The sequence below is a fragment of the Hydrogenivirga okinawensis genome (assembly GCF_055385515.1).
Window position 1 is genome coordinate 646607 of the sequence record NZ_AP042386.1, and the last position, 26276, is coordinate 672882.

Here is a 26276-nt window from a genome sequence, read left to right on the forward strand (position 1 = left end):
ATGAAAAAGTCCGAACTTATATCCCTACTCCTCTACGACGTTGCCTTGGAGCACTCGGCGATAGTCCAGTACCTCTACCATATATTCCTGATAGGGAACGCGGAGATAACGGAGGAGATAGAGAAGATAGCCCGTCAGGAGATGAGGCATATGAAGTGGTTCGCCCAGAAGGTGGTTCAGCTCGGCGGTGAGGTGGAACTCAAAAGAATAGAGGAGGAGATAAAGGTCGGAGGTCCCGACTGGAAGAGCATGTTGGAGAGCGACGTGAACGCGGAGCAGTTTGCGATAGATACCTACACGAAGCAGTTGGAGATCGTGAAGGACGATTCGGTGAAGAGGCTCTTAGAGAGGGTTATAAACGACGAGACGGAGCATAAACACGAGTTTTCCGAACTCTTGGAACTGGTCAAGAACAGGGAGTTCTCCGAAGAGGAGAAGGCTCAGGCGGACGAGAAGACGGCGGAGATCCTCAACAAACTTCTCAGAGAGGAGTACAAAATAATCCTTGACTACCTTCACAACTTCTTCCACTCGAAGAACTGCGAGTACAAGGACATAATGCTTGACCTTGCCATAGAGAGCATGGTTCACATGGGAGAGCTCGGAGAGAAGATAGGAGAGTTGGGAGCTACGCCCGACCTCTCTATGCCCGAACTCAAGAAAACGAAGAGGGTGGAGGAGCACATACTCTACGAAGAGTCCTCCAAGGAAGAGTATCTCACAAAGGCTAAGGAGATCTCCGATCCCTCTCTTAAGAGGCTCTTGGAGTGGATAAACAATCAGGAGGAGTACCACAGGCAGAGACTCTTGGAGTTCATGAGGAGGATGAGGAAGCTCACCGTAGGCGATCTGAAAGGGAAGAGAGCCTGATCCTTCCCTCAAGATCCTTCACGAACTGGTAGGCAGTTCTACCTGAGAAGTTCCCCCTCTCCGTAGCCCACATAAGAGCTTCCCTTTCGAGCTCTTCCTCGCTTACCTCCAGTTCCCTCTTTCTGACGTAGTGGCGGACTATCTCAAGGTACTTCTCCTTATCAAAGGCGAAGAAGCCGAGCCTTATCCCGAAGCGGTCTATTAAAGAGATCCTCTCCTGAAGGGACTCGGAGGGGAACTTCTCCTCTATCTCCACGTCGGGAATGAGATGCCTTCGGTTGGAGGTGGCGTAAACGAGGACGTTCTCAGGTCTCTCCTCTAAATCCCCGTCAAGGATGGACTTGAGCAGTCTGAAGGCGTCCTCATCAGGCTCAAAGGAGAGATCGTCAAAGAAGAGGATGAACCTCTCCTCTCTGTTTCTCAGAACCTCGTAGAGGTCGGTCAGAGACGGGATGTCCCACTTGTGAACCTGAACGAGCCTGAGCCCTTGCCTCCCGAAGGTGTGCAGGAGGGATCTTACGAGCGATGACTTGCCCGTTCCCCTCTCACCCCAGAGGAGGACGTCGTTGGCGGGAAAGCTCCTGACGAACTGCTCGGTGTTCCTGAAGAGGATCTCCTTCTGTCTGTCCACGTTCTTTATGTCCTCCGGATCGGGCACGGAGGGATGCTTTATGGGTTCTATCTCGGAGGATCTCAGCCTGAAGGCTAAATGCTCTTTGAAGAAGGTGTCGGGACACTCCTCGGTCTTCATGGATCAGATTATAACCTTCCCTCCATAACACCCGCGACCGCTATAAGGGCTATTATCATGGAGATGAACCACTTCAGAATTGCCCCTTCCTCCTCGAGATCGGCAAGAACCCAAAAGAGGCTCGTCCCGAGGAAGTACCCGAAGGCTAAGAAGTCGAGGATGCTCTTCTCCAAATATCCGTACATGGAATTCAATATAATTTCCGAAGGGAAGGGGATAGGACTTGACTTTTTAAGAATATTAGAATATTCTAATATTCTAAATCGGGAGGTGAGACATGGCTCTCCTGTTGGCGCTCCTCATACTCGGCGTTACCTTCTCTCAGGAGCTTGACATAAAAAAGGTGGTTGATGACACTCTCACCAAGAACCTCGAGCTCAGAGCCTACAGAGCGGAGGTAAGGGCACTGCAGAAGGAATACGAATCCGCAAAGGCTAACCTCTTCCCGCGGATAAAGTTGGAAGAGAGATTTTCAAGGACGGACATACCCGCCTACGTCCTCTTTACAAAGCTCAATCAGGAGCGCATAACCCCCAACGACTTTACCCCCTCCAACCTCAACGATCCCGACGCGGTGAGCAACTTTGAGACCAACCTGAGTTTGGAGATACCCATCTGGATGGGAGGTAAGATAAGAGCCTTCAAAGAGGTAACCCGCGAGAAGAAGTTGGCTCAGGAGAGGATGTTGGGCAGGAAAGAGGAAGAGGTGATCTTTAAAGCCTACAAAGCCTACATGAACGCCTCCCTTTCCCGTTCCGCCCTGAAGACCGCCCAGAAGAACATAGAGGACGCGCAGGAGCATCTGAGAATAGCCCAGAAGCTCCACGAGGTCGGTATGGCTCTACTCTCGGACGTTCTAAGAGCTAAGGTATTTCTAAAGAAGGCGGAGGAGAAAAGGAAAGAGGCGCAGGAGAACTACAACACCTCCAAGAAAGCCCTCTCCCTCGTTGCCAACACGGACTACACGGACTACGAAGTTCCCGAACTGAGAGCCTGCCCCGATGTATCAAAGGAGGAGCTTCTTCAGAAAGCCCTCTCGGAGAGGGAAGACCTTAAGGCTATGGAGAACTTCATCAGAGCGGTAAGGGCAGGTTACAGAGCGACCCTCTCGGACATGCTACCTCAGGTGGGAGCCTTCGCCTCCTATCAGCTCTTTGATAAAGATGTCCCCTTCGGCTCCGACGGGAGCGGTTACATGTTCGGTCTGAGCGTCAGCCTTAAGTTCAATACCGCCCTTGCGGAGCTCAAAAAGGCGCAGAGCTTCAGGGAAAGGGAGAGAGCCTTGGAGAGCAGGAGGGAGCTCCTTAAGAAGGCTATCCTCTTCGGAGTGGAGAAGGCTTACTCGGAGTACGAGATAGCCAAGAGCAACCTCAGATCTGCGGAAGAGAGGCTCAGGGAGGCGAAGGAGGTGGTGAGGATACTCAAGGAGAGGTACAGCAACGGGCTTGCGAGGATGGTGGATCTCTTAGACGCCCAGACCCAGCTTGAGAACGCGAGGTTTGATTACATAAGAGCCTTATATGAATGTAATCTCAGCTACGGCAGAGCCCTCTTAGAGGCGGGAGTAATAAAGGAGGTGCTAAGATGAGGTCGGCTATCAAGTACATCGTTTTTCTCATACTGCCCGTTACCACCGTTATCGTCTGGTTATCGGGAGCGCTCCACCCGCGTCTCTCCGCAAAGGAGGTTCAGAGGGAGGAGAAGGTGGTCAGTGGTCTGAAGATAGCTCCCGTTGAGATGGTGAACAAAAGCAAACTCTCCTTTACGGGAACGATCGTTGCGGACGAGAGAGCGGAGATCTCAACGAGAACGATGGGATACGTGAGCTATATAGGTGTGAAGGAGGGGGACTACGTGAAGAAGGGTCAGCTCCTCATAAGGATAGATCCGAGGGACACGAAGGCGAGGATAGAGGCGGCGCGCCAAAGGCTCCTTCAGGCTAAGCAGAACTACAACATGGCTCTCGCCAACTACGAGGCGGTCAGGAAGACCTACGAGAGGTATAAGAAGCTCCTTCAGGCTCAGGCGGTTACCCAGCACGAGTTTGACATGGTAGAGGCGAAGTTCAAGGCGGCGGAAGCCCAGCTAAAGGCGGCGGAATCGGGTGTCAAGATGGCGCAGGAGAACTTAAAGGCTCTCTCCACGAACCTTTCCTATACGGAGGTAAAGGCGCCCTTCAGCGGATACGTGGTTGCGAAGATGGTAGATCTCGGGGACACCGCGTCCCCCGGCCAGCCCCTCTTGATCTTGGAGAGACCTCCCTACAAGGTGGAGGTGAACCTTCCCGAAAGGCTCTACTCTAAGGTGAAGAAGGGGGACGAGCTCAAGGTTTACATAGAGTCTCTGAGAAAGTCCGTGAAGGCTAAGGTGGTGGAGAAGGAGCCCGCGGTGAACCCTGTTAGCAGAACCTTCAGGATCAAGGCTCTGATAAAGGACAGGGACGTCAGGAGCGGTTTCTTCGCCAAGGTCTTCGTGGAGGAAACTACCAAGAAAACCGTTCTCGTTCCCCTATCGGCAATATACAAGAGGTGGGACTTCACGGGTGTGTGGGTGGTGAAGCCCGACAACACCTTGGAACTCCGCTTCGTCAGACTCGGCAGGAGGATAGGAGATAAGGTCGAGATACTTTCTGGTCTGGAGGGAGCGGAGAAGGTGGTCGTGGAAGGTCTTGAGAGAGCCTGCGAAGGTTGCAGGGTAGGAGGTTGAGCCGATGTACGGACTTGCGGGAAGACTCGCCCACTACTTCATAGACTCCAAGCTCACCCCCATACTGATCGTAGTCTCCTTAGCTCTCGGTCTCTTTGCGGTTATCACAACTCCCAAGGAGGAGGAGCCTCAGATAGTCGTTCCCATGATAGACATATTCATCTCCTACCCGGGAGCCACACCGGAGGAGGTAGAGAGCAGGGTAGTTATACCCTTGGAGAAGAAGCTCTGGGAACTCAAGGACATAGAGTACATATATTCCGCCTCCACCAACGACGGGGCGATAGTTACCGCAAGGTTCTACGTCGGAACCGATCCTGTCAAAGCTCTCGTAGATCTCAACTCCAAGATGATGTCCGCCCTCGACCTCGCCCCTCCGGGAGTGATGCTTCCTCCCCTTATAAAACCTATGTCCATCGACGACGTTCCGATACTCACGCTCACCCTCTGGGGTGAGAACTACGACTGGTACTCCCTCAGGAGACTTGCCGCAACCCTCCAGAACGAGATAAAGAAGATAGACAACGTTGCGGACGTCTTCATAGTTGGAGGGACTCCAAGGGAGATCAGGATAGAGCTCGACCCCCAGAAGATCGAAGCCTACAGGATTTCACCCCTCTACATAGCCAAGCTCCTCAAGGCGGCGAACGCTCAGGCTATAAGCGGTAAGGTGAACAAGGGTAACAGGGAGTATCTAATAAAAACGGGGAACTTCTTCAAGTCCAAGGAGGATATAGAGAACCTCGTCGTAGGTGTTCAGAAAGGAAGGGTCGTGTACCTGAGGGACGTAGCGAGGGTTATAGACGGACCATCCGAGATAAAGGACTACGTCCTGATGGGCTTCGGTCCCGCTGCGGAACACAAGGGGATAGAAAAACCCGAAGAGAACCTCCTTCCAGCTGTTACCATAGCGGTCTCCAAGAGGAAGGGGACGAACGCGGTGGACGTTGCTGAGGAGGTCTTAAAGCTCGTAGAACACACGAAGGGAAGGATAATTCCGAAGGACGTAAACATAACTGTAACGAGGAACTACGGAGAGACCGCAAAGGAGAAGGCTAACGAGCTCCTTGAGCACCTTCTCATAGCGACCTTCTCGGTTATCCTCCTGATAGCGGTCGCCCTAGGTGTCAGGGAAGCCCTCGTCGTCGGAATTGCGGTTCCAGTTACCCTCGCCATAGCCCTCTTCTTAAGCGAGATGTACGGATTCACCCTGAACAGGGTTACCCTCTTTGCCCTCATCTTCGCCATAGGCATCCTCGTTGACGACGCCATAGTAGTGGTAGAGAACATACATCGCTGGTTTGAGATGCAGAAGCTCCCTCCGAGGGATGCCATAGTTAGAGCGACCGACGAAGTAGGAAACCCGACGATCTTAGCGACCTTCACGGTCATAGCCGCCCTGATGCCCATGGCTTTTGTTACGGGACTCATGGGTCCCTACATGAGACCGATCCCCATAAACGCCTCGGTTGCCATGTTCTTCTCCCTCCTTGTCGCCTTCATCATAACCCCCTGGGCGTCCTACAAGTTCCTGAAGAAGGAGAGGGAAGCCCACGAGATAGATATAAGAAAGACCTTCTTCTGGAAGTTCTACTGCAAGATAATGATCCCCTTACTCTCGAGCAAACTGAAGAGATACGCCTTTTATGCCTTCGTCCTTCTCCTGATGGGTGGATCCCTCTTCCTCTTCTATACCAAGGCGGTCGTCGTTAAGATGCTCCCCTACGACAACAAGTCGGAGTTGGAGATCGTCTTGGACATGCCCGAAGGCACAACCTTGGAAGAGACCCTAAGGGTAGCCAAGGAGATAGGTAATTACATAGCAAAGTTCAACATAGTTACCGATTATCAGATATACGTTGGAACAGCAGCGCCCTTCAACTTCAACGGACTCGTGAGACACTACTACCTCAGGCAGTCCTCCAACCTTGCGGAGATACAGGTGAACCTCGTAAACAAGCACGACAGGAAGGAGCAGTCCCACGAGTTCGCCAAGATGATAAGACCGAAGGTCCATGAAATAGCCAAAAAGCACGGAGCCAAGTACGTCGCTGTCGTTGAGGTTCCTCCGGGACCTCCCGTTCTTTCACCTATAGTGGCGGAGGTTTATGCCCCCGAGAGGGGGGTTCAGAGGGAGGTCGCTCTCAAGGTTCTCGATATCTTTAGGAGCTCAAGGAGCATAACCGACGAGGGGATTTACTTAGAGTCACCCGCCCCCATGCTCACCTTCAGGGTCAAGGAGGACAAGGCTAAGCTAAGCGGCTTTTCCAAGGAGGAGATAGTCTTTACGATGAAGTCTCTCATAGGTGGAATGCAGGTAGGGATACTCCAGAACACAGACACCGAACACGTTCCCATAAGGATAAGGCTTGCAGAAGAGTACAGGATACCTGAGATACTGAGAAACTTTAAGCTCGTAAACTCCAAAGGTCAGGCGGTTCCCCTCTCAGAACTGGTGGAGCTTGAGGAGAGCACCATACCCGAAACTATTTACCACAAGAACCTCAGGCGGGTCATCTACGTGATAGGAGACGTTGCGGGAAGGGAGGAGGCACCCTTCTACGGAATATTGGACGTGAGAGATAAGGTTCTTGGAGTGGAAAACCCCTACGGAGAAATTGGAGAGCTCTGGATGTCCCTTCCGCTGATAGAGAACAGGGTTTACGTCAAGTGGGACGGGGAGATGCATATAACTTTAGAGGTCTTCAGGGATCTCGGACTCGCCTTTGGAGTTGCACTGTTTGTGATGTACGTCCTTATCCTCGGATGGTTCAAAAGCTTCAAGATACCAGGTCTCATAATGGCTCCTATTCCCCTCACCCTCGTAGGAATAATTCCAGGTCACCTGATAATGGACAAGACCATGGGCGGTGTCTTCTTTACCGCAACCTCGATGATAGGCTTTATAGCCCTCGCAGGAATAATAGTCAGGAACTCCATACTTTTGGTGGACTTCGCCGAGCAGAGGCTGAAGGAGGGTCTTCCCATACACGTTGCCGTGGTGGAGTCGGGAGTAATAAGAACGAGACCCATACTCCTTACCGCCGCAGCAGTCATAATAGGAGCCTTCGTTATACTCTTCGACCCCATATTCAACGGGCTCGCCATATCACTAATATTCGGAACGATAGGATCGACCACCCTCACCCTCGTCCTCATCCCTCTCATGTACTATGCCTCTAAGCTTAAGGGTATGCCCCCTGAGCTCTGTCCAACTCCCGAAACGATAAAGAGGGATCTTATGGCCGACTGATCTTGCTGATAATCCTCCCCGCTATATCGGAGGGGTCTCCCCCCTCTACCTCTATATGAGCCTGTGAGTAGACTCTGTTCCTCTCCTCAAGGAGTTCCCTTAGCTTCTCTTCTCCCAACTTCAGAAGGGGTCTCCCCTCGTCTTTACCGCACCTTTTCAGAAAATCCTCAAAGGAGACCTTTAACCACACAACCATACCCTTCTCCTTCATAAGCTTCATAGCCTCAGGGTTCGCCCCCAAGCCTCCTCCGGTGGATACGACTACCCTATCCCTCCGGGAAAGTTCCATAAGCGTCCTGAGCTCAAGCTCTCTAAAGTAGGGCTCTCCCTTCTTCTCAAATATCTCCGGGATGCTCATACCTTCGTTTTTTTCTATCTCCTTATCAACGTCGATGAAATCCCATCCGAGCCCTTTGGCGAGGAGCTCACCCACCGTTGTCTTTCCGCTGCACATAAAGCCGACGAGGAATATCCTCTCGCCGTTCAATATCCCCTTATCTCCGTTCTACCGGTGTGGCAGGCAGTGCAGTTAAAACCTTTAGATGTTTTCTTAACGAGTCCGAACTCCATGGCTATCCTCTGGTGCTTCGAGTGGATCTCTGGGTTAGGTATGAACTTTCTGAGCCTCTTCACACCTATCCCCTGATGGCACTGGTAGCAGGTAAACATCGCTTCCTTCCAGAGCTTTACCGCCCTTGCCTTGTCTTTAGTCTTTACCGCTTTTGCGAGCTCGACGTACATTATCCTGTTCCTTCTCTTCACCACTTTTTTAACCTCAGGAGGAAACCTAAGCATCATGGGAGCCGCGAGGGACATGTTCTTACCACAGGCGGAGAGTCCCGAGGGATCCTTTATTAAATGGAGGGCTGCTTCGAAGTTATCGTGTTCTATAAGACCTCTTAGTTTTACGAAACTGAAGAAGGTTTTGTAAGCACCCGCCTTAAAACCCACTATCCTATTGGCAAGGAAGCGAGCTGCTACGACAACCTCCTTATCGTTCCTTCCTCCCACTATAAGGACCTTCTTCCCTTTCCACTCAACCACCTTTAAGGTGGGTCCGTTGAATTTTAAACCAAGCCCTCTTACTATGCTGTTCTTCGTTCCGAGAACTATCAGGTTCTTGCCGCTCTTGATGGCTCTGTTAAAAGGTTCTATCACGGATGGTATGTACCCCTTCCTCACGCTGCGGGGGTCTATACCTAAGTCCTCGGTCCACTGTCCGAGGAAGTAGGCTATTTGGGAAGCTGAAGCTATAACCGATTTTGACTCTCTCCTTCCGTAGGTTATTACAACAGCAGGAACAGTCGCTTCCCTGACCTGAGCAGGCGTCCCTGTCCAGATTTCCTTATAGGTTACGAAAGGAAAGCGCTTCACTTCTGCGGGAGTATCTAAGATGGGCTTCGCAAAGCCTGAATATACAAAGAGTAGGAGTATTAAAGGTAGCATGATTCCACCTCCGGTTAGTGATTACTTATATTTTACAAGTTTCTGTCCGAAGTCTTCCCCATAAAAGTACTTGACTATAGCCCTGTATACAGACCAGGCGACTTTCCTCTGAAACTCTGGGTTCCTCAGCTTCTTAGCTTCGGAAGGGTTGGTAATGAAACCGGTTTCCACAAGAACTGAAGGGATCCCAGGTGTTTTTAGAACTGCAAAACCAGCCCTATTTATACCTTTGAAGTAAACGTCCTTACCGAGAACACTCCGGAGCTCCTTAGAGAGCAGGCGGGCGAAATACACACTTTCCGTAAGAGTAACATCTATGGCGAGATCCGCCAAAACCTTCTTGACTACTCCCGATTTTATATTGGCAGCATCTCCAAGGACGAGCTTCGCGTACCTTCTACTTCTAAGTATCTGTCTCTTCTTTTCCATAGCTCTTTTGTAGGATAGTGCAAAAACCTGAGTTCCCTTAGCTCTTGGGTTCCTCCGGGGTGCCGCATCGGAGTGAATGCTTATAAAGAGATCAGCTCTGTTCCGAAGAGCTATCTCCGCTCTCTTGTAAAGCTCTACGAAATAATCACCCTTTCTCGTCAGAATCACCTTGAACCTTCCATCCCTCCTCAGGAACTCCGCCACCCTTTTGGCGATCGCAAGGTTCACATCCTTCTCCCTGAGTCCACCGTAGCCTATGGCTCCGGGATCCTTACCTCCGTGACCGGCATCTATAACTATCACCTTCTCCTCGTATATGAGAGGTTGAGATCTGACCTTCTTCAGAAGTCCGGCTATGGGATCCTCCTCCTCAATACTCTTCTCCTTTTTACTGATTTTTGCCACAGATATTTTTGAATTCTTGGGTCCATCTCCTATGATCTTCATAAGCTCCGCATACAGCCCGTTATCTTCTCTGTAAAGGTCGAGAACTATACGGTCTGGATTCCTCAGGTAGAAGTATTTGAGAGAGAAGTCTCTCTCATAGATTATCACCACTCTCGTTCCCCAAGGGTGCCTTCCGACCCTATATTTCATATCAACCGGCAGTTTTATCTTCCCAACCTTCCTCTCCCCGTAAATATCTATCACTATCCTACGAGGATTCTCTAAGGTAAAGATCTTAAAGTCCCTCTTCCTGTCCAGATTGAGGACTATTCTGATTTTCCCTTCGTAAACGCCGTACTCAGTTCCTAAAACCTTACCGAGAACCGCGGTGGTAAGGAAAAGTAGCAAAAGGCTAAAACTGATCAAACTCCTCTGGAACATACACTTCCTCCTCCGCCTCCTCCTTCTTTGTAGCCCACGGTGCGAGGGGGAAGTTTATAACTATCGGGTTCGGAATGTCGGGCTGATAGAGGATCATGCTACCCTTCTTGAGCATTATCGCCCTCTGTCTGAAGTTCCCCGTGAGGAATTCGTACTCCTTACTCTGAACCTCTGAGCTGTCGAGCCTTCCGGTAACCTTTACAGCCGCGTTCGCCACTATCCTCTTCTCCACCTCGCTCGCCGTCTGCTGTGCACCTATCAGTATCACCCCAAGGCTCCTGCCCCTCTCAGCAATGTCGAGCAGTATGTCCTTTATGGGGCTCCACCTATCCTTGGGAGCGTACTTATTTAGTTCGTCAAGAACGACGAAGATTTTAGGATAGGGGTTTCCACTTTCCTCCTTCTCCTTGAAGATCCTCTTTAGCATGGAACCTACGACGAACATCTTTGCTATACCGTGAAGGTCTGAGATGTCTATCACAGTGAGCTGGTTAGCCTTCCAGTCTATACCCCTCGACTGGGATCCGTGGATCAGGTTCTTGCAGTGGGTTGCCGCGTGGTGGAAGCGCCTCAGAAAGGCGTAGGCTGTGGAGGTCGCGGCGGTTCCGAACCATTCTCTGTACCTGTCGGGATCGGTCTTGCTTTCCCTGTCCTCTATAACCTCCTGAAGCAGTTTCAAAAGATCGTAAAGACTCCCTATCTCCCTTCCGTTCTCATCTATAAGGACGTCAGGAGGGCTGTCCTTCGCAAGCTGCTGAAGCTTCTCTGTAACTCTGTCTATCACGTAGTGGAGGGAGGAAGTCCCCTCGTCTCCCTCGGCGAAGAGGAACCTCAGAAGTCCTTCCTGGGCAAAGTCCTTCATACTCCAGCAGTAGGGGTTCACGCTGTCGAGCCTGTCCTTGGTCGCAGGTATGGGGCTTCCGGGCATCTCCGGAGGGGCGTAAAAGCCTACGTTTCTGAAAGGCTTCGGATCGAGACCCATCCTTCTGAAGTCCTCTTCGAACTTCCTCTCGAAACGCTTGTTCTTCTTATCTATCCAGAGTAGATCCTTACCCTTGACGTTAAATATCAGCCCGTGGATCCTGTTCCTGTCGTCCGCCTTCTGGAATATGGAGTAGAGCAGAAAGAGAGCGTAGGAGGTCTTGGTAGCCACCCCAGACATTCCTGATATGGAGACGTGGGCTCCCTCTCTTCCGTTGAGGAAGTCGTAGTTCAGGTAAACGACGTCTCCGCTCCTTGTGAGTCCTGCCGGTATCCTGCACCTCATGTTGTCGTAGTAAAGAGCCTTGTCGAGATCTTTGCCCTTCGCCCTGTAAGCCGGATCTCCGGGTGTGGGAGGTATGAATATCTCAGGTTCTATCCTTGTCACCAAAACCCTTGCCATGTAGGCGATGTTCGCAGGAACCACTCCCGTCGTTACAAGCTTAGCCTCGTAAGCGAGCTCAACACCTTCGAGATACTTCTGAACTTCGTGGACGAGACCGTAAAACCTGACCTCTTCCGAAGTCCCATCGATCTTCGATCTTACGAGAACAACGTCGTCGAGCTGGAGGTAGCTTCCCTCCTCTATCCCTACCCAGAACTCTAAGGGATTGGAGGGTTTTGTCCCAAGCACTATACCTATAGGCTTCATGATCTAACCTCCTAAGCGGTTCCCTTTAACTTCTTCTTTTTTAACTCGTAGTATCCTACGACCATCCCGAAGGTCCAGACTATAAGACCTATAAACAAAGCGTAAAGATAGACCTCTTTCATTCGTTCTCCTCCTTGTTATTCAATTTGTTTCCCAGCACTATGAGTGAAAACCCTCCCAACAGAAGAATCACGGTAGCGAGAATTCCAAGACCCATGTATTTCTGCTCCAACTCTTTTCTGATAAGAGGCTGTAAAACTAAAGTACTCCCATTAACTTCCTCCGTAGATCTCCTTGAGTATCTTCTTCCCTCCCCTTTCAAGCAGATCCTCCGCGAGCCTCTCCCCGATCGATTCGGCTTCTCCAAGATTTCCCTCCTCCTTGCCTTCGATAAATTTAGTTCCTTCGAGGTCTGAAATAAACCCCCTTATCAATAACTTACCCTCCCTCACCTCCGCGTAAGCCCCTATCGGAACCTGACAACCTCCTTCAAGCCTTCTTAGGAAAGCCCTCTCACAGACCGCTCTTATGTAACTCTCCCTATGGTTCAATGGCTCTATAAGCTCCCTTATTCTTTTGTCGTCTTCCCTTATCTCTATAGCGAGACTTCCCTGCCCCACCGCCGGGATGAAGTAGTCAAGTATTTCGGTTATCTCCTCCTCGTATCCCATCCTCTTAACTCCCGCATAGGCTAAAACGATGGCGTCGTAGAGACTCTCCTTTAACTTCCTCATCCTCGTATCCACGTTGCCCCTGAGGATCTCAACCTTCAGATCTCTCCTGAGCCTCTTTATCTGAACCTGTCTTCTTAGAGATGATGTCCCCACCCTTGCACCTTCAGGTAGCTCCGCAAGCTTTTTCCCGTCCCTCGAGATTAGAACGTCGAAGGGGAACTCCCTCTCCGTTATAGCTCCGAGGGTGAGACCCTCCGGAATGACCATAGGAACGTCCTTCAGTGAGTGAACCGCAAGGTCTATCTTTCTATCTATCAGAGCCTGCTCTATCTCTTTAACGAAGAGCCCCTTCCCTCCTATCTTTGCCAAGGGAGCGTCAAGGATCTTGTCCCCCGTGGTAGTTATCTTTACCAGCTCAACCTCAACATCCCACTTCCTTTCAAGGAATTCCTTGACGAAGTTAGCCTGCCAAAGGGCGAGTTTGCTCTTTCTGGTTCCTATTCTGACCTTCATAACTTATCTATTATGACTCTTCTCGTATTGCTAATCTAAGAAAAGTTTGTATCATATTAACCATGTTCCAGTTCACGGAAGAGCAGATCAAGAGGTATGCGAGGCACATAATCCTTCCCGAAGTAGGGGGAAAGGGTCAGGAGAAGCTCCTCAATTCCAAGGTTCTTGTCATAGGAGCGGGAGGTCTCGGATCGCCCGCACTCTTCTACCTTGCGGCGGCGGGAGTCGGGACTATCGGCATAGTTGACTACGACGTGGTGGACTTTTCCAACCTCCAGAGGCAGATACTCCACACCACCGAGAGAGTAGGAACTCCGAAGGTTGAATCTGCAAGGAAAACTCTTGAAGCCCTTAACCCTGATGTGAAGGTTATAACCTACAACCAGATGATAAACAAAGAGAACATAATGGACATAATTAAGGACTACGACGTTATCCTCGACGGAACGGACAACTTCCCCACGAGGTTTTTGATAAACGACGCCTGTTACTTCCTGGGTAAGCCCCTCGTTTCAGCCGCTATGCTCCGGTTTGAAGGTCAGTGCTCTGTATTTGACTTCAGAGACAAGGAGAACTCCCCCTGCTACAGATGCCTCTTCCCCGAACCTCCACCTCCCGGAATGGTTCCCTCCTGTCAGGAGGCGGGGATATTAGGGTCCATCGGCGGAATAATGGGATGCATTCAGGCAACGGAAGCTATAAAGGTTCTCCTCGGCATAGGAGAGCCCCTCGTTGGTAAGCTCCTCGTTATGGACGCCCTTTCGATGGACTTCAGGAAGGTCAAGCTCAGGAAGGATCCCAAGTGTCCCCTCTGCGGAGAGAACCCCACCATTAAGGAACTCATAGAGTACGACCACACCTGTGAGGCAAGATTCTAAATTTAAAGTATGTCTATAAAGACGAAAGCTACCGTTCAGGACTACAGAAAGCTTCCGGAAGGAAGTCCCTACCAGCTCATAGAGGGGGAGCTTGTAATGATTCCGGCACAAAAACCTATCCATCAGATGGTTTCGGGAAACCTCTTTGAGATCCTGAGAAAGCATCTGAAGAACAAAGGTATGGTCCTCTTTTCACCCGTTGACGTCTATCTCGACGAAGAAAATGCCTTCCAGCCGGATTTAATATTCATATGAACGGAAGAATATCCTGAGAGAGGATGGTATTTACGGCGCTCCCGACCTCGTGGTGGAGATTCTTTCCCCCTCCACAGCTTACTATGACCTGAGAAAGAAGAAAGAGGTTTACGAACGCAAGGGAGTGAAGGAATACTGGATAGTTGATCCGGAGATGAGAACTGTAGAGGTCTACGTAAACGATAAGGGGAAGTTCAAGCTTGTGGAAGAAGCCAAGAAAAGAGGAAAAGTTAGATCCAAGATCATAGAAAATTTGGAGGTAAACTTGGAAGATATATTCCCATGAAGGTGCTCCTTTCGGACTCAAACCTGATAACCTCCTCAAAGATCTCATCTCTGCTCAAGTCCCAAGGTTGGGAAGTTTATACGGCAAGCAGATGGAATAAAGCTAAGGAGATAATAAAGGAGAACCCGGACATAGAGGTCGCGATAGTAAACCTCGAAGGCTTCGGAGGACTGGAGCTTTTAGAAAACCTGAAGCGGGAGTATCCGGAAGTAAAGGTAATCGCCTACTGCGGTCATAAGAATATAAGCTTACAGGAAAGAGCTAAGGAGCTCGGAGCGCAGATAGTGATTCCCAACAGCGTTGCGGTAAGCTCAATAGTAGAGCTCGTTAGTAAGATCCTTCAGTGAGGATAAAGCGCCTTACCTTCCGTTATAAGAGCCCATATAAGGTAAGCTATTCTTTCGGGAACTATAACTGTGTGCTTGTTCCCTTGACAGCTGAGAATTTCGTGTAGTTCCGTCCTGAGAACTGCATTCCCTGTCAGATCAAACAGAACGTCTATCTCGTCTCCAAAGGCTTCGAGCATACTCCTCGCATCCTTAAAGTAGCCTATGTTGTTCTCCTTAGCTTTTTTGACCGACTCAAGCTCCTCCCTCGGTTCCGCAACTGCTATTACCTTAACGCTATCGGTATTCGCCGATAGGAGTGCTTCGAGAAAGACGCTCCCCACTCTTCCAAGACCTGCTATCGCAACCTTAACCTGTCTCATGTACCACCTCCCTGAATCGAATCTATCCATTCCATACCTCTCGATAGTAGAGTTCCTCTAATATCTCCATGTCCTTCTTGGTTCTTCTCTGGTATATGTACCTCTTCAGAAAAAAGTCTTCCTTGAGACCAAGAAACTTAAGAAAGTTGTCTATTTTCAAAAATACCTCCCTCCTTTCACTCAGATCTGTTATCTTGTCTATGAGCTTGCCTTCAGAAAATAAAAGTATGGCAGGTAGTGTCTTTATCCTCAACGACCTCACCAGCTCAGGGCAGTTCTCAGGTCTGCAGACGAGCACAAGGACGTATCCCGCATACTTTGAAAAGATCTCTTCGAACAGCTTCTCCTTCCGCTCACCTTCCATACAGACTATGAAGTCCTTCCTCTCTTTTATCAGAAGTCTGTAATCCTTCCTGTCGAGAACAGGAGGCATCTCTCCTCACCTCTGATAAACTTAAAAAGCCGCCGCCTACGCCGGCAGCGTAAACGGCAGCCATACAGGGGACAGAGGGAAGCTCAAAACTCGAGCTGGAGCCTTGCAAAAAACTCGTTAACAGAAGACTTATCAACTCCGTTGTAGTTGGCTTTGGCAGCATCTCCTAAACTCGCCACAGCCCCTCCAAATTCAAGGTTCATGTGCTTACCAGCGTTGTAAGTGAGTTGAACTCCAAACTCTGTTCCGAGGTTCTTGGAAGTCTGTCCTCCTCCTACAGGCATATCCTTGGTTGACCTGAAGATCCCAATCACCGCCTGAGCTGATAGTCTGTCCATTATCGGAGCGTCAACCTTCCCCTGCAAAGTTATTAGACCGTAGCCTCTGTTCCCCGGCTCAAGCCCAAAGTCGTTTACATCGGAAGGTCCGTGAGGAGTGAATATGTAAGTGTACGCCCAGTATCCTGCTGTTCCAACCAGGTTGTAAACGGTCTTAAAACCTGTACCATCGTCCTCACCGCTTGAGTAAATTCCAAGCAGGCTCACGCCCACTTTTCCAAAGTTGAAGGAAGGTTCTATCCTCACCAAGAACCCATCGTTCCTTGTGTTTCCAACCTTACCAGTGTTGTAGAGAATCACACCATGAAGCTTTAACATATCCAGATTAGCTGTCGCATGGGCTCCAAGCCATGTCTGGTTGAGCTTTGTTGCAGGAGCGTCGTTTGTCGGATCGTTGTCGCTGTCTACACACTCCTGACCTGCTCCTGGAATACAAACCTTCCCATAAGCTCCGTACCAGTGAACTCCAACATCCACTCCTCCTGCTTTGGTGTTCAGGTCTAAGATCACGAAGTTTTCATCCTGATCCTCGTTTATCTGTGAGTTGCTTATAAGTGCCTGTCCCTCAACTAACCTCACTATTCCTGCTCTCCAGTTAAAGGCTCCGGCACTCCCTGCGTAGGCTATTCCTCCAACGTTGAAATCCCAGTCCGCGGAGAAGAGCATCTGGTCAACCTGATCGTTGGCTGGAAGGATACCTGCAAGAACCTTACCTGGACCTATGGGGAAGTACAGGTATCCATACCTTATTCCTCTTGCCTGGAGTCTGTTAAAGGCGTTGATGGCGTAAACTCCTCTGGGATCGCTGGACTCTGGGGATGAGCCTCCCCATCCGCCTCTGTACTCGATCTGGATGAATCCGCCCACGTTCTCCTCTGTGTGGACGTCTAAGTTGAGCCTGAGTCTCTGTCTGAAAAAGTCGTACTGCTTCTTAGAGCCTATGTTGGAGTTGTTGTACATGACCCTGTACTGGATGCCGAAGTCGATGTTGGCGTCGCTTAGCTTCACCGCGTGAGCGGTCGGTGTTGCAAGGATAGCTGACAGGAGTGCTGTTCCAACAATCTTCTTCTTTTTCATGGCGCGTACCCCCTTCCTTGGTTTTTAAAACGGGAGGGAAGCCCCTCCCGCAGGTAATTAGCTAAAGTCATTGATGGGCAGGAAGGACGTGTACTTCAGTATGTGCTCGAGATGTCCGGGCAGTTTCCTTATCCCTACTCTCGATGCCTTGTACCAGGGTATGGTCGTCTTAGGATCTGTATAGCTCGTTGTCAGGTGGTTCAAAGATTCATGGAACCTGTACATAAGTCCGTAAACTGTTCCCGGAGGCGGAGAGTCGTTCACGTAGACCACAGCCACACAGTTACCCTCCATGTTGTAGACTTCAACGAGATCTCCGCTCTTTATACCGAGCCTCTCAGCATCCTTGTAATTCATCTCTATGTAAGGCAGGGGTATGGTGTAGACCTTTTCGGGCAAATATCTATCGTTGTAACCTGTCTGCCAGAATATCTGCGTCCTTCCGTTAGTGAACCAGAAGGGAAACTTTCTATCATTACCGTTCTTAAGGTACTTTGTGATCTGGGGAGGGTAGAACTTCTTAGGATCGGGGTCCCACGGATCCGTTCCATACCACTTCCACTTCCCGTCAGGAGTTCCGAACTTGTAGGTGTATCTCCTCTTAGTTCCTACCGGCTTGCCGGTTCTCGGATCTATTCTGACTGGAGTCTGTATTCCCTTCTGACCGAGTTTTCTGAGCAGATCGTGTGTTACACCCTTGTAGCACTCCGCCGGCAGTTTAGCCTCGTCCGCCTTGGAAACCTTGTTGTTGGGGAATTCTGAAGCACCGTCTTCAAAGACCTCCGCGGCGTCCTTCCAATCCATTCCAGAGCAGTACTTGGCTTCCTTGTAATTCCCCTCCGCTTCGTATAGCTCCTTCATCCTCGTTGCTATCCTTCCCCATATCCACCAGTCGGGTTTAGCATCTCCGGGCGGATCCATGAACTTGTCGTAGATCCTTAGAAGTCTGGAGTTACAGTTAATTGAAGTTTGCGGTGTCTCACCCCATCCAGCTGCAGGCAGTATTACATGGGCATCGCGAGCAGTCTCTATTTGGTACATGTTAACTACAACGAGGAAGAGTCCATCGGTCTTTCCTAAGCCTTCTAAAATCCTCCTCGCTCTCTCTTCAGGTCCAGCAGGCTCTCCAGCAGCAGCTGCATATTCTGAGAGGAACTTCGTGAGAGCTAAAGTTCTCTCGTGAATTCTCTTTTTGTACTCTTGGGAATTAGGAGTTGAAAGGTAAGGATCTGTTCCAGATACGAAGTAAACCTTCGATCTTAGATCCCACTTCACGTACTCGTCTATGTTGGGAGGAGGTCCTCCCGCGTAGATTGAACCAACAAGCTTGGCCCTTGACTTGCTGTGAGGTCTTACGTAACCCTCCTGGTGCCCCCCTTGTCTTCCACAGCCCGTTCCAGGCTTTCCGTAGTTTCCAGTAAGAGCCGCTATCTGAGCTATCGAGGCTATTGTGTCGTAGTTCTTGTATCCCCAGATGACACCTTTTTCGTAGATGGTGAGCGTTCTCCTCCTAAAGCCACCCTTCTTTGGCTTAGCTATCCACTCCGCAGCCTTCTCTATGTCCCTTCTGGAAACTCCTGTGAGCCTCTCAACCCTTCTCATGAATTCGTCGTAGGGTACGTTGAGCATTAGAGACTTCCTCTTGTAATCCTCAAAGGTTTTGAGGTCCGTCCTCTTCCTTATGAAATCTTCATCGTGCCAACCTTTTTCGTAGATAGCTCTCGCTATCGCGTTGGCGAGGACGTAGTCGGTTCCGAGGTTAGGTCTCAAGTGGAGGACCCTATCTGGTGCCACTGATTCCGCAACGGTAACCGACGCAGTCCTTCTGGGGTCAACCACTATCATCCTCGCAGGTTCGGCAGGCTCCCCCTTCTTGTAAATCTTCCTTTTCTCCGAAATCGTCGCTCCCTGAAGGTTGGGGAGCATGTGCTCTGTGTAGAAAACCGAAGCGGTCTCAAAGGAGTTCGCTCCCCAGAGGACTATCGTATCAGCGAGCCTTGCGTCCTCGTAGGTGTAGTTAAGTTCGTGTGCTCCTCTCTCTCTCTGACCCCATACCTCGGAGTTGTAAGCAGGTCTGTTGTGGATCGAGAGCATCCTCGTTCCTACCGCTACGAAGAAGAACTTTCCAACAGCCCAGTTGTCCTCAAATCCCGATCCAGAACCTCCGTGGTCGTGGATCTTCATAGCTATGGAGTCCGGTCCCCACTTATCCTTAACTCCCTTAACTACCCTCGCGATTATCTCTATCGCCTCATCCCAGCTAACGGGCTGGAACTGGTCTCCGACCCTAAGGAGGGGGTAATGGAGCCTGCTCCTTGTGGGTTTGCTGGGCGCATAGGTGGCCTGAGCGTTCGTTCCTCCCCTTATAGAGTAGTTACCCCTGTTTATGGGCGAGTCCTTTGCGGGGATTACAAGAACGTTGTACTGCTTTCCGTCTTTACCTGTCACTACCGTGTGCATATTCTCTATGATCGCTTGACCCTGTAGAGCCACCTGTTGCTTTCTGAAGTCTATTCCAAGAGCGTTCTCGCTCGGTTTCGGTCCCCCGTTCTTACCGGTAGGCCATATATAGACGTTGTACCCGCAACCGACGTTACAGTACTGGCAGACGGTAGTCTTCTTTACAGCATCCTTAGGCGGTATAGGCAACTTGTCCTTTCTTGTGAACAGCGCCATGGTTCACACCTCCTTTATTACTTAGGGAGCAGGTTTATGATCCTGCCCCATATGAGCCCCTCTACAGCTTCGGCGTAAATGTTTCCTCTTCTGTCAACGCTCAGCCTTATCTGAGGCAACCACTCTGAGGCATGACCCTGATAGGTCTGTCCGTTCTTAGCAGGATCAAACATGGAGTAGTGGCATTTACAAACGAACCTTCCCTTTGAATAGGTGATAGGACAGCCCATGTGGGTGCATAAGGCTGAAAAAGCCACTATATCCTTTTTAGGTCCGACACCTCCCACCGCAGGTCTTCCGAGCTTGACGAGGATTGCGGGCGAATTTTCGTCTGGATAGTTGAACATTATCGGCTTGTGTGTGCGCAGATCCCGTATGTTAGCTACCTTCTTCTTTCTATAAGGTAGTGAAGGTGCCACAAAAGCCTTTGCAAACCTTATATTGGTTGCAAGGGCTCCCAGAGCTATAGAACCCCCTATAAAGGTCCGCCGGGACATGTTGAGGCTTCCCATACTCACACCTCCTCCTTCGATTCTCAAGGCGTTTTTGCAAGAATCGTGCCAAAGCTTGGATGGGAGACAAAAACTAAGGTAAAGAAGGTTTATAAAATTATGCTTATCTGCTTATAAATATTTCAGGGTGGTTAGATTTTTACCACCTGTGGTCAGAAATTTACCACCTTTTCGTAGGAAGTAACGCAATGTGGAAGTTTCCTCAGATCTCCTTTCTTAGCTTTTATTATCACTTCATCGATCCCTTCCCTAACCACTTCGAACTTCTTCCTGATCAGGTTAAAGCAGAACTCCCCCATAACCTTGACCCTGTAGGTTTCGAGCTTTTCTTTATTTTCCTCCGGTTCAATCTCCTCAGTCTTTCCCTGCTTAGAAGGAGTGCAGCTCAGATTGTTTATAAGGAAAAACTCCCCCTTGGATGTCTGACACGCCCAGGCATCGTATTTTGGACATCCCTTAGCCTTTTTTATATAGAGCTTTCCTCCCTTAACCTCAAGCTCACACTTACCGCAGACCTGAGGTATAAGACTCTTTTCGGTTATAACGGACTTGCAGTAAAGAACGTTCTCCACTACTTTGAGACAGATCTCCTTCACTTCAACAGCTCCTCCAAAGGACAGGGATAGGAACGTAGCCCACATAAGTTTATTCATCTCAAACCTCCGAACTAAATTAAATTACATGTTAAACCTTTTTCTCATTTTTCTGCTATTTATTCTCTCCCTGAGCTTCTCTCAGCCTGTAATCCACTTTGGTTTTACGGCGGTGGTGGCCAAGGAAGATGTAAGGAGCGTAGAACTTTTCCTGAAGTATCTGTCGGAGAAGACAGGTTATAAGTTTGTTCCTGTTTTCACAAAGAGCTACGATGAGATGGACTATCTCCTAAGTAGGGGGATGGTAGATGTAGCTTATATATGCGGTGCCCCTTACGTAGAAAATAAGGATTCGGCCAACGTGGAACTCCTCGTTGTTCCCAAGTATCTTGGGAAACCGCTGTATTACTCTTACGTCATAACAAGGAAAGAAAAGAACTACTCCTCCATCATGGATTTCAGAGGGAAGCCCTACGCTTTCTCGGACCCCAAATCCAACTCAGGATCCGTTGTCCCAACCTTCATCCTTATGAAAAACGGTTACACGCCTGAGGACTTTTTTAAGCCGATAGTCTATACTTACAGCCATTCCGAGTCCGTTATGGCGGTGTACTATGGGTTCGTCGAGGGAGCGAGCGTTGACAGCATAGTCTTCGATCAAATGAGGAAGGCTATGCCAGAGATAACCTCCCATATAAAAGTGATCGAAAGGTACGGTCCCTTTCCCATAACGCCGATAGTTGTGAGAAGAGACCTCCAGAGCGGTGTCAAGGATCGGGTGAAGTACGCTCTCTTGGAGATGGAAAGGGAGAAGGAAGGTGAAGAAGTTCTCTCCCGCTTCGGCCTGGACGGCTTTACCGTGGTGGAGGATTCTTTCTACGACCCTATCCGCCAGATGATAAGCTTCATCAAGAGCTACAGGCAGATAGCCAGGAAGAGATGAGAAAGATCCTTTCTCTCAACATAGGACAGAAACTAACCCTCGCCTTCCTGACAGCCATAATCCTGACCTCGGTTCCCCTTTCGATTATGGTGGTAGGAATAAGTAAGAGGCTCTTCTTCGAGTACTCGGTAAATTCGGTGCTCGACAACCTGAGGAGCGAGGAGTTCCAGCTTCGATACCACATTATAAACAGGGACTACTGGAGCCTTTTCAAGTTCACAAAGGGTCTTGCGGAAAAGCCCATTGTTAAAGAGGTTTGCATATTAGATAAGTGGGGCAGGGTTCTTGCCCACTCAGATCCCCAGAGGTATCCCATAGGAAGCGAGTATCCCGAAGAAGGGGATCTGAGCTACACCATAGAGGGTGTGGATACGAACATAGGGAAGATAGCAGTGACGCTCGATCCGAAGGCTATAGATGCCCAGTTCGCTCCCGTAAAGCTTTTCCTGATAGGTTCCGCCCTTCCCTCCACTATTCTCAGCATACTCTTTGGATTCCTGATAGCTCAGAGGATAAAGTCCCGCATGGACAGGGTGAGAAGTGAAATGAGAAAGCTCAGGGAAGGTAGGTTTGAAGAAATCGAAAGGGTAGAGTTCTTAGAAAAGGATGAGCTTCAGGATTTCTCCGACTTCATCTTCGAGACCTTTGAGAAGATCAGGGAGTACTATGACAACATGGAGTTCGCCCAGAGATTTTACGTAAACCTCCTGAGCAGTATTTCGGAGGTCGTCCTCGTTACGGATAAAGAGGGGAGGATCCTTTATGCCAATAGGGCAATAGAGAGAACAGGCTACGCTCTTAACGAGGTCATAGGGGAGAGCATAGACAGGTTTGTAAAACGGGAAGAAATCCCCTATGAAGGAGGACCCTACAGGGAAGTTCTCTTTAAAGGCAGGAAGGAAAGCTTTCCAGCCCTCATGGGAGAGGTGGACACGGGCGAGTGGAGCATAATAACCCTCGTTGACATCTCGGAGAGGAAGGCCCTCGAAGAGAGCATGAAGAGAATGGAACTCTTCTCCGTCTTAGGTGAGATGAGTGCCAACTTCGCCCACGAGATAAAGAATGCCATGCTTCCTCTAAAACTCCTCACGGATATAGATGAGCTTGGTAGAGAGGATGTCGAGACCATTAAAACCTCCATTACGAGGATGGATAGACTCGTAAACCTTTTTCTTAACTTTGCAAGATCCTCGGACACAAAGGTTAATAAGGTCAATCTCAGAAGGTTTGTAGAGGAGATTCTCTTTTTCCTCAAACCCAAACTCGAGGAGAAGGAGGTCAGATTGGTAACGGATATAGGTGAGTGCGAGGCGCTCATAAGCAAGGATCTCGTTGAGCTTATACTCATAAACCTTATAACCAACGCCATCGATGCGGTTGAGAGAAGAGGAAAGGTGGAGGTGAGGGGAAGGTGTGAAGGGGATCTTCTTATTCTTGAGGTTAAGGACAACGGTAAGGGAATCCCTAAAGAGGAACTCGGGAAAATATTTGATCCCTTTTACACGAGCAAGAAAGGAGGAACAGGTCTCGGTCTGGCAATAGTGATGAAAAATCTTTACCTCCTTGGAGGAAGTGTAGAGGTTAGTTCGGAGGTGGGTAAAGGTAGTATATTCAGAGTAAAGATACCGGTGCAGGGGGCAGAGGATGGAAAAGGGAAGGATACTCCTGATAGAGGATGACCCGCAGGCAAGGTATGCCCTCAGGAGGGTTTTAGAGAGCGAAGGCTTTGAGGTAGACGAGCGGGATAGACCCGTGGAAACGGATAAGATCAAGGACTACGATCTCCTGATCCTCGACCTTAAGCTCGAGAACGAGTCTGGACTCGATTACCTTACGAGGTTAAAAGAGGAGGGGAAGAGCATACCTGTCGTTGTCATAACTGCCTACGCGAGTCCGGAGAACATAATAACCGCTTCGAGATACGGAGCCATAGACATACTTAAGAAACCCTTCGACAGGGATCAATTACTCGAACTCGTCTACCGCGTTGTGAAAAGGGAGGAGAAGAGGGAACTTAAGACCTTTGGGAGCATAATCGGTCAGTCAGAGAAGATGCTCGAGGTTTTCAAGAAGATAGGGCTTGCCGCTTCGAACGATCTCAACGTTCTTCTCTTAGGTGAGACGGGAACCGGTAAGGACCTGGTGGCGAAGGTAATTCACGAGAACTCACCGAGGAGGGACAAACCCTTCGTAGCGATCAACTGTTCTGCAATACCCGAAAACCTTTTGGAGGCGGAGCTCTTCGGATACAGAAAGGGGGCTTTCACCGGAGCGATAAAGGATACACCGGGTAAGATAGAAGCCGCCGAGGGTGGAACGCTCTTCTTAGACGAAATAGGGGATCTTCCGCTTCCCCTTCAGGCCAAACTCCTCAGATTTCTTGAAGACAGAACCTTTTACAGAATAGGAGAGGAAAAGGAAAGAAAAGCGGACGTGAGGGTCATAGCGGCGACAAATAGAAATCTATCATACATGATAGATGAGGGACGGTTTAGAGAGGACCTTTACTATCGCCTCGCCCAGATACTTATAGAGCTACCACCCTTAAGAGAAAGGAAGGAAGATATACCGCTCCTTATGGAACACTTCCTCCGCAAAGCGAACGAGGAGTTCGGTACAAACGTTCAGGGTTTTTCTAAGGAAGCCCTTAAGGAAGCTTTATCTTACCGGTGGAAAGGTAACATTAGAGAGCTTAAGAATGTAGTCTATAAAAACGTTCTGGAAACTAAAGAAGGCGTAGTAAAGAAACTCAGCCTGTCGGGAAAAGAGGGAAGGAAGAGCTTTGAAGAGTGGGCAGAGGAGTGTATAAACAACCTCTCCGAGGAAGAATTAAAAGGAGTACTGGATAAGTTTGAAAAGGTTTTTATAAAAAAACTCTTAGAGAGGTATCAAGGGAACAGATCTAAGGTAGCCCGCCTTTTAGGAATCAGTAGAAACACACTAAGATCAAAACTCAGGGAAGTCTAAAATCTTTTTCTATGGTAAGAGTACTCTCCCTCCTCTTTCTGATAAGTGTGGTCTCCTACATAGACAGGATAAATATAGCCGTTGCAGGCAAGGGGATTATGGAAGAGTACGGAGTAGATCCCGTAAGGATGGGGATCCTCTTCTCCTCATTTGTCCTGGGATACGCCCTATTTCAGCTTCCCGGAGGAGCTTTCGCCGACAGGTTCGGAGGTAAAGTCACCCTGTTCGTAGCTCTTATATGGTGGTCGATCTTCACAGCCCTTACCGGTGTGGCGGGTGATTTAGCCCTCTCCATGGGGCTTTCCGTCCTGCCTCTTCTCGTTCTTGTCAGGTTCCTCGTGGGTGCTGGCGAGGCTGCAGCCTTTCCCTCTTACAACAGGATAGTAGCCTCGGAGCTTCCAGAGGACAAAAAAGGTCTGGGAATGGGTATATCCATAGGTGGTATAGGCGTAGGAGCCGCCCTAACTCCTCCCTTCGTCGTAATTGTTATGGAGAGCCTCGGCTGGAGATGGGCTTTCTATCTTTCAGCCCTGCTTGGAATTCTGCTCGCTATTTTGTGGTGGGTCTTGGTAAAGGAAAAGCAAACCGGGATGAAGAGCAAAGAAAAAGGTAACTTTCTTGAGATTCTTAAAAAAAGAGAGGTATGGTTTCTCACTCTAAGTTACTCTACCTTTGGATACATCGTTTACGTTTACTACTCCTGGTTTTTCCTTTACCTGAACGAGGTAAGAGGTATAAATCTAAAGGAGAGTGCGCTCCTGAGCATGCTTCCCTTCATATCCCTTACGGTTGGATCCTTCATAGGCGGATACCTGAGCGACAGGTTAAGGAAGAAGTTCGGGATGAAGGTAGGAAGGGTACTCACGATAGCCCTTGGTATGAGCCTTGCCGGACTTTTCATAATCCTCGGAGGAATATCGAAGGATAACCTGACCGCCGTTTTTAACCTTTCCGCCGGAGCCCTTTTCCTATTTCTATCTCTTGGAGCCTACTGGGCTCTGCCCATAGAATTTTCGAATCCCAACGCCGGAAAGATATCGGGGATAATGAACACAGGGGCTAACTTGGGCGGGACAATATCCCCCACCCTTACACCCCTTATAGCCCAATCCTTCGGCTGGCAAAATGCCATAAACTTCTCAGCTCTTATGGCTTTCCTCGGGGCGATCCTTATACTCGGATGCTGGAGGAGATAGGTCACATAGGAAGCCAGAAAGCACCTTCGCCTGAGTATCTTTTACCTTTTACATCAAAGTTGGTATCTTTCCCCTCTTTCTCTCCGGGAAGCCAAAATGCTCCTTCACCTTTATATTCATGGGCAGGTATATCCTTCACATACTCCCTCTTTATGTCCCCAGGAAGCCAAAAGGCTCCTTCTCCGTGGTAGGGGCTTCTTTCAACAGCGAGAACCGTACCAACTCCAATCAGTAGTGCCAACACAAAACCTTTCATCTCCATAACCTCCAAAAAATTCGTAATTCGTAATTGATAATAATTATTATTATT

26 protein-coding genes are annotated in these 26276 nt (G+C 49.4%); 12 read left to right on the plus strand and 14 right to left on the minus strand.

Annotated elements, in window-relative coordinates:
- The gene (locus ACZ483_RS03825; protein ID WP_464324850.1) at positions 1-870 is read left to right on the plus strand and encodes a ferritin-like domain-containing protein; all 870 of its coding nucleotides are present in this window, start codon (positions 1-3) and stop codon (positions 868-870) included.
- Here ACZ483_RS03825 and ACZ483_RS03830 read toward each other — a convergent pair.
- Positions 836-1621: an ATP-binding protein gene (locus ACZ483_RS03830; RefSeq protein ID WP_464324851.1), complete on the minus strand. Its 786-nt coding sequence runs from the start codon at positions 1619-1621 to the stop codon at positions 836-838. The two genes, ACZ483_RS03825 and ACZ483_RS03830, sit on opposite strands and share 35 nt — an antisense overlap.
- A gap of 8 nt (positions 1622-1629) precedes the next feature.
- On the minus strand, positions 1630-1806 hold the full coding sequence (locus ACZ483_RS03835; protein WP_464324852.1) for a hypothetical protein: 177 nt from the start codon (positions 1804-1806) through the stop codon (positions 1630-1632).
- A 92-nt stretch (positions 1807-1898) separates the two neighbouring features.
- Here ACZ483_RS03835 and ACZ483_RS03840 point away from each other — a divergent pair, with 92 nt between their 5' ends.
- From ACZ483_RS03840 to ACZ483_RS03850, 3 genes are read left to right on the plus strand one after another with little or no spacing between them, the layout of a single operon-like run.
- A complete protein-coding gene (locus ACZ483_RS03840) occupies positions 1899-3209 on the plus strand; it encodes a TolC family protein (protein ID WP_464324853.1) in 1311 nt (436 codons plus the stop codon).
- Positions 3206-4327 (plus strand): efflux RND transporter periplasmic adaptor subunit, encoded by a 1122-nt coding sequence (locus tag ACZ483_RS03845; protein ID WP_464324854.1) that lies wholly within the window; start codon positions 3206-3208, stop codon positions 4325-4327. Before ACZ483_RS03840 ends, ACZ483_RS03845 begins: the two co-directional genes overlap by 4 nt.
- Before the next feature lie 4 nt (positions 4328-4331).
- Entirely contained in the window at positions 4332-7580 is a 3249-nt protein-coding gene (locus ACZ483_RS03850; protein WP_464324855.1) for an efflux RND transporter permease subunit, read from the plus strand.
- On the opposite strand, the gene ACZ483_RS03855 is transcribed toward ACZ483_RS03850, so the two are convergent.
- The 5 genes from ACZ483_RS03855 to hemC form a co-directional block, all read right to left on the minus strand.
- Positions 7567-8067: a shikimate kinase gene (locus ACZ483_RS03855; protein ID WP_464324856.1), complete on the minus strand. Its 501-nt coding sequence runs from the start codon at positions 8065-8067 to the stop codon at positions 7567-7569. The genes ACZ483_RS03850 and ACZ483_RS03855 overlap by 14 nt on opposite strands.
- Positions 8064-9026 (minus strand): cellulose biosynthesis cyclic di-GMP-binding regulatory protein BcsB, encoded by a 963-nt coding sequence (locus tag ACZ483_RS03860; RefSeq protein ID WP_464324857.1) that lies wholly within the window; start codon positions 9024-9026, stop codon positions 8064-8066. Before ACZ483_RS03860 ends, ACZ483_RS03855 begins: the two co-directional genes overlap by 4 nt.
- A 21-nt stretch (positions 9027-9047) precedes the next feature.
- Positions 9048-10283: an N-acetylmuramoyl-L-alanine amidase gene (locus tag ACZ483_RS03865; protein WP_464324858.1), complete on the minus strand. Its 1236-nt coding sequence runs from the start codon at positions 10281-10283 to the stop codon at positions 9048-9050.
- Positions 10255-11916: an ATP-binding protein gene (locus tag ACZ483_RS03870; RefSeq protein WP_464324859.1), complete on the minus strand. Its 1662-nt coding sequence runs from the start codon at positions 11914-11916 to the stop codon at positions 10255-10257. The genes ACZ483_RS03865 and ACZ483_RS03870 overlap by 29 nt, the downstream gene beginning before the upstream one ends.
- 272 nt (positions 11917-12188) lie before the next feature.
- The gene (hemC, locus tag ACZ483_RS03875; RefSeq protein WP_464324860.1) at positions 12189-13103 is read right to left on the minus strand and encodes a hydroxymethylbilane synthase; all 915 of its coding nucleotides are present in this window, start codon (positions 13101-13103) and stop codon (positions 12189-12191) included.
- 62 nt (positions 13104-13165) lie between these two features.
- On the opposite strand from hemC, the gene moeB reads away from it, so the two are divergent.
- From moeB to ACZ483_RS03895, 4 genes are read left to right on the plus strand one after another with little or no spacing between them, the layout of a single operon-like run.
- Entirely contained in the window at positions 13166-13981 is an 816-nt protein-coding gene (gene moeB / locus ACZ483_RS03880) for a molybdopterin-synthase adenylyltransferase MoeB (protein WP_464324861.1), read from the plus strand.
- A 9-nt stretch (positions 13982-13990) separates the two neighbouring features.
- Entirely contained in the window at positions 13991-14236 is a 246-nt protein-coding gene (locus tag ACZ483_RS03885) for a Uma2 family endonuclease (protein WP_464324862.1), read from the plus strand.
- A gap of 52 nt (positions 14237-14288) precedes the next feature.
- On the plus strand, positions 14289-14522 hold the full coding sequence (locus ACZ483_RS03890) for a Uma2 family endonuclease (protein ID WP_464324863.1): 234 nt from the start codon (positions 14289-14291) through the stop codon (positions 14520-14522).
- Positions 14519-14869, plus strand: coding sequence for a response regulator (locus ACZ483_RS03895; RefSeq protein WP_464324864.1), 351 nt, complete (start codon positions 14519-14521; stop codon positions 14867-14869). Before ACZ483_RS03890 ends, ACZ483_RS03895 begins: the two co-directional genes overlap by 4 nt.
- On the opposite strand, the gene ACZ483_RS03900 is transcribed toward ACZ483_RS03895, so the two are convergent.
- The 6 genes from ACZ483_RS03900 to ACZ483_RS03925 form a co-directional block, all read right to left on the minus strand.
- Entirely contained in the window at positions 14863-15261 is a 399-nt protein-coding gene (locus ACZ483_RS03900; protein WP_464324865.1) for a serine kinase, read from the minus strand. The genes ACZ483_RS03895 and ACZ483_RS03900 overlap by 7 nt on opposite strands.
- Positions 15254-15664 (minus strand): hypothetical protein, encoded by a 411-nt coding sequence (locus ACZ483_RS03905; protein WP_464324063.1) that lies wholly within the window; start codon positions 15662-15664, stop codon positions 15254-15256. The genes ACZ483_RS03900 and ACZ483_RS03905 overlap by 8 nt, the downstream gene beginning before the upstream one ends.
- An 83-nt stretch (positions 15665-15747) precedes the next feature.
- The gene (locus ACZ483_RS03910; protein ID WP_464324062.1) at positions 15748-17079 is read right to left on the minus strand and encodes a hypothetical protein; all 1332 of its coding nucleotides are present in this window, start codon (positions 17077-17079) and stop codon (positions 15748-15750) included.
- Between the two features lie 57 nt (positions 17080-17136).
- Positions 17137-19755: an arsenate reductase (azurin) large subunit gene (locus ACZ483_RS03915; RefSeq protein ID WP_464324866.1), complete on the minus strand. Its 2619-nt coding sequence runs from the start codon at positions 19753-19755 to the stop codon at positions 17137-17139.
- A 17-nt stretch (positions 19756-19772) separates the two neighbouring features.
- Complete coding sequence (locus ACZ483_RS03920; RefSeq protein WP_464324867.1) at positions 19773-20267, minus strand: arsenate reductase (azurin) small subunit; 495 nt, start codon at positions 20265-20267, stop codon at positions 19773-19775.
- A 152-nt stretch (positions 20268-20419) separates the two neighbouring features.
- Positions 20420-20920 (minus strand): hypothetical protein, encoded by a 501-nt coding sequence (locus tag ACZ483_RS03925; protein WP_464324868.1) that lies wholly within the window; start codon positions 20918-20920, stop codon positions 20420-20422.
- A gap of 28 nt (positions 20921-20948) precedes the next feature.
- Here ACZ483_RS03925 and phnD point away from each other — a divergent pair, with 28 nt between their 5' ends.
- The 4 genes from phnD to ACZ483_RS03945 are packed head-to-tail and all read left to right on the plus strand — an operon-like array spanning position 20949 to position 25966.
- Complete coding sequence (phnD, locus tag ACZ483_RS03930; protein ID WP_464324869.1) at positions 20949-21803, plus strand: phosphate/phosphite/phosphonate ABC transporter substrate-binding protein; 855 nt, start codon at positions 20949-20951, stop codon at positions 21801-21803.
- A complete protein-coding gene (locus tag ACZ483_RS03935; RefSeq protein WP_464324870.1) occupies positions 21800-23482 on the plus strand; it encodes a sensor histidine kinase in 1683 nt (560 codons plus the stop codon). The genes phnD and ACZ483_RS03935 overlap by 4 nt, the downstream gene beginning before the upstream one ends.
- Entirely contained in the window at positions 23448-24770 is a 1323-nt protein-coding gene (locus ACZ483_RS03940; protein ID WP_464324871.1) for a sigma-54-dependent transcriptional regulator, read from the plus strand. Before ACZ483_RS03935 ends, ACZ483_RS03940 begins: the two co-directional genes overlap by 35 nt.
- An 11-nt stretch (positions 24771-24781) precedes the next feature.
- Positions 24782-25966 (plus strand): MFS transporter, encoded by a 1185-nt coding sequence (locus tag ACZ483_RS03945; protein WP_464324872.1) that lies wholly within the window; start codon positions 24782-24784, stop codon positions 25964-25966.
- A gap of 1 nt (position 25967) precedes the next feature.
- Here ACZ483_RS03945 and ACZ483_RS03950 read toward each other — a convergent pair whose 3' ends face one another.
- Positions 25968-26237: a hypothetical protein gene (locus tag ACZ483_RS03950; RefSeq protein ID WP_464324873.1), complete on the minus strand. Its 270-nt coding sequence runs from the start codon at positions 26235-26237 to the stop codon at positions 25968-25970.
- Between the last annotated feature and the right edge of the window lie 39 nt (positions 26238-26276).

What these genes read in the sequence shown, in the direction of transcription:
- ACZ483_RS03825 (WP_464324850.1), top strand. Translation starts at nt 1, where the DNA reads ATGAAAAAGTCCGAACTTATATCCCTACTCCTCTACGACGTTGCCTTG.
- ACZ483_RS03830 (WP_464324851.1), bottom strand. Translation starts at nt 1,621, where the DNA reads ATGAAGACCGAGGAGTGTCCCGACACCTTCTTCAAAGAGCATTTAGCC.
- ACZ483_RS03835 (WP_464324852.1), bottom strand. Translation starts at nt 1,806, where the DNA reads ATGTACGGATATTTGGAGAAGAGCATCCTCGACTTCTTAGCCTTCGGG.
- ACZ483_RS03840 (WP_464324853.1), top strand. Translation starts at nt 1,899, where the DNA reads ATGGCTCTCCTGTTGGCGCTCCTCATACTCGGCGTTACCTTCTCTCAG.
- ACZ483_RS03845 (WP_464324854.1), top strand. Translation starts at nt 3,206, where the DNA reads ATGAGGTCGGCTATCAAGTACATCGTTTTTCTCATACTGCCCGTTACC.
- ACZ483_RS03850 (WP_464324855.1), top strand. Translation starts at nt 4,332, where the DNA reads ATGTACGGACTTGCGGGAAGACTCGCCCACTACTTCATAGACTCCAAG.
- ACZ483_RS03860 (WP_464324857.1), bottom strand. Translation starts at nt 9,026, where the DNA reads ATGCTACCTTTAATACTCCTACTCTTTGTATATTCAGGCTTTGCGAAG.
- ACZ483_RS03865 (WP_464324858.1), bottom strand. Translation starts at nt 10,283, where the DNA reads ATGTTCCAGAGGAGTTTGATCAGTTTTAGCCTTTTGCTACTTTTCCTT.
- ACZ483_RS03870 (WP_464324859.1), bottom strand. Translation starts at nt 11,916, where the DNA reads ATGAAGCCTATAGGTATAGTGCTTGGGACAAAACCCTCCAATCCCTTA.
- hemC (WP_464324860.1), bottom strand. Translation starts at nt 13,103, where the DNA reads ATGAAGGTCAGAATAGGAACCAGAAAGAGCAAACTCGCCCTTTGGCAG.
- moeB (WP_464324861.1), top strand. Translation starts at nt 13,166, where the DNA reads ATGTTCCAGTTCACGGAAGAGCAGATCAAGAGGTATGCGAGGCACATA.
- ACZ483_RS03885 (WP_464324862.1), top strand. Translation starts at nt 13,991, where the DNA reads ATGTCTATAAAGACGAAAGCTACCGTTCAGGACTACAGAAAGCTTCCG.
- ACZ483_RS03895 (WP_464324864.1), top strand. Translation starts at nt 14,519, where the DNA reads ATGAAGGTGCTCCTTTCGGACTCAAACCTGATAACCTCCTCAAAGATC.
- ACZ483_RS03900 (WP_464324865.1), bottom strand. Translation starts at nt 15,261, where the DNA reads ATGGATAGATTCGATTCAGGGAGGTGGTACATGAGACAGGTTAAGGTT.
- ACZ483_RS03905 (WP_464324063.1), bottom strand. Translation starts at nt 15,664, where the DNA reads ATGCCTCCTGTTCTCGACAGGAAGGATTACAGACTTCTGATAAAAGAG.
- ACZ483_RS03910 (WP_464324062.1), bottom strand. Translation starts at nt 17,079, where the DNA reads ATGAAAAAGAAGAAGATTGTTGGAACAGCACTCCTGTCAGCTATCCTT.
- ACZ483_RS03915 (WP_464324866.1), bottom strand. Translation starts at nt 19,755, where the DNA reads ATGGCGCTGTTCACAAGAAAGGACAAGTTGCCTATACCGCCTAAGGAT.
- ACZ483_RS03920 (WP_464324867.1), bottom strand. Translation starts at nt 20,267, where the DNA reads ATGGGAAGCCTCAACATGTCCCGGCGGACCTTTATAGGGGGTTCTATA.
- ACZ483_RS03925 (WP_464324868.1), bottom strand. Translation starts at nt 20,920, where the DNA reads ATGAATAAACTTATGTGGGCTACGTTCCTATCCCTGTCCTTTGGAGGA.
- phnD (WP_464324869.1), top strand. Translation starts at nt 20,949, where the DNA reads ATGTTAAACCTTTTTCTCATTTTTCTGCTATTTATTCTCTCCCTGAGC.
- ACZ483_RS03935 (WP_464324870.1), top strand. Translation starts at nt 21,800, where the DNA reads ATGAGAAAGATCCTTTCTCTCAACATAGGACAGAAACTAACCCTCGCC.
- ACZ483_RS03940 (WP_464324871.1), top strand. Translation starts at nt 23,448, where the DNA reads ATGGAAAAGGGAAGGATACTCCTGATAGAGGATGACCCGCAGGCAAGG.
- ACZ483_RS03945 (WP_464324872.1), top strand. Translation starts at nt 24,782, where the DNA reads ATGGTAAGAGTACTCTCCCTCCTCTTTCTGATAAGTGTGGTCTCCTAC.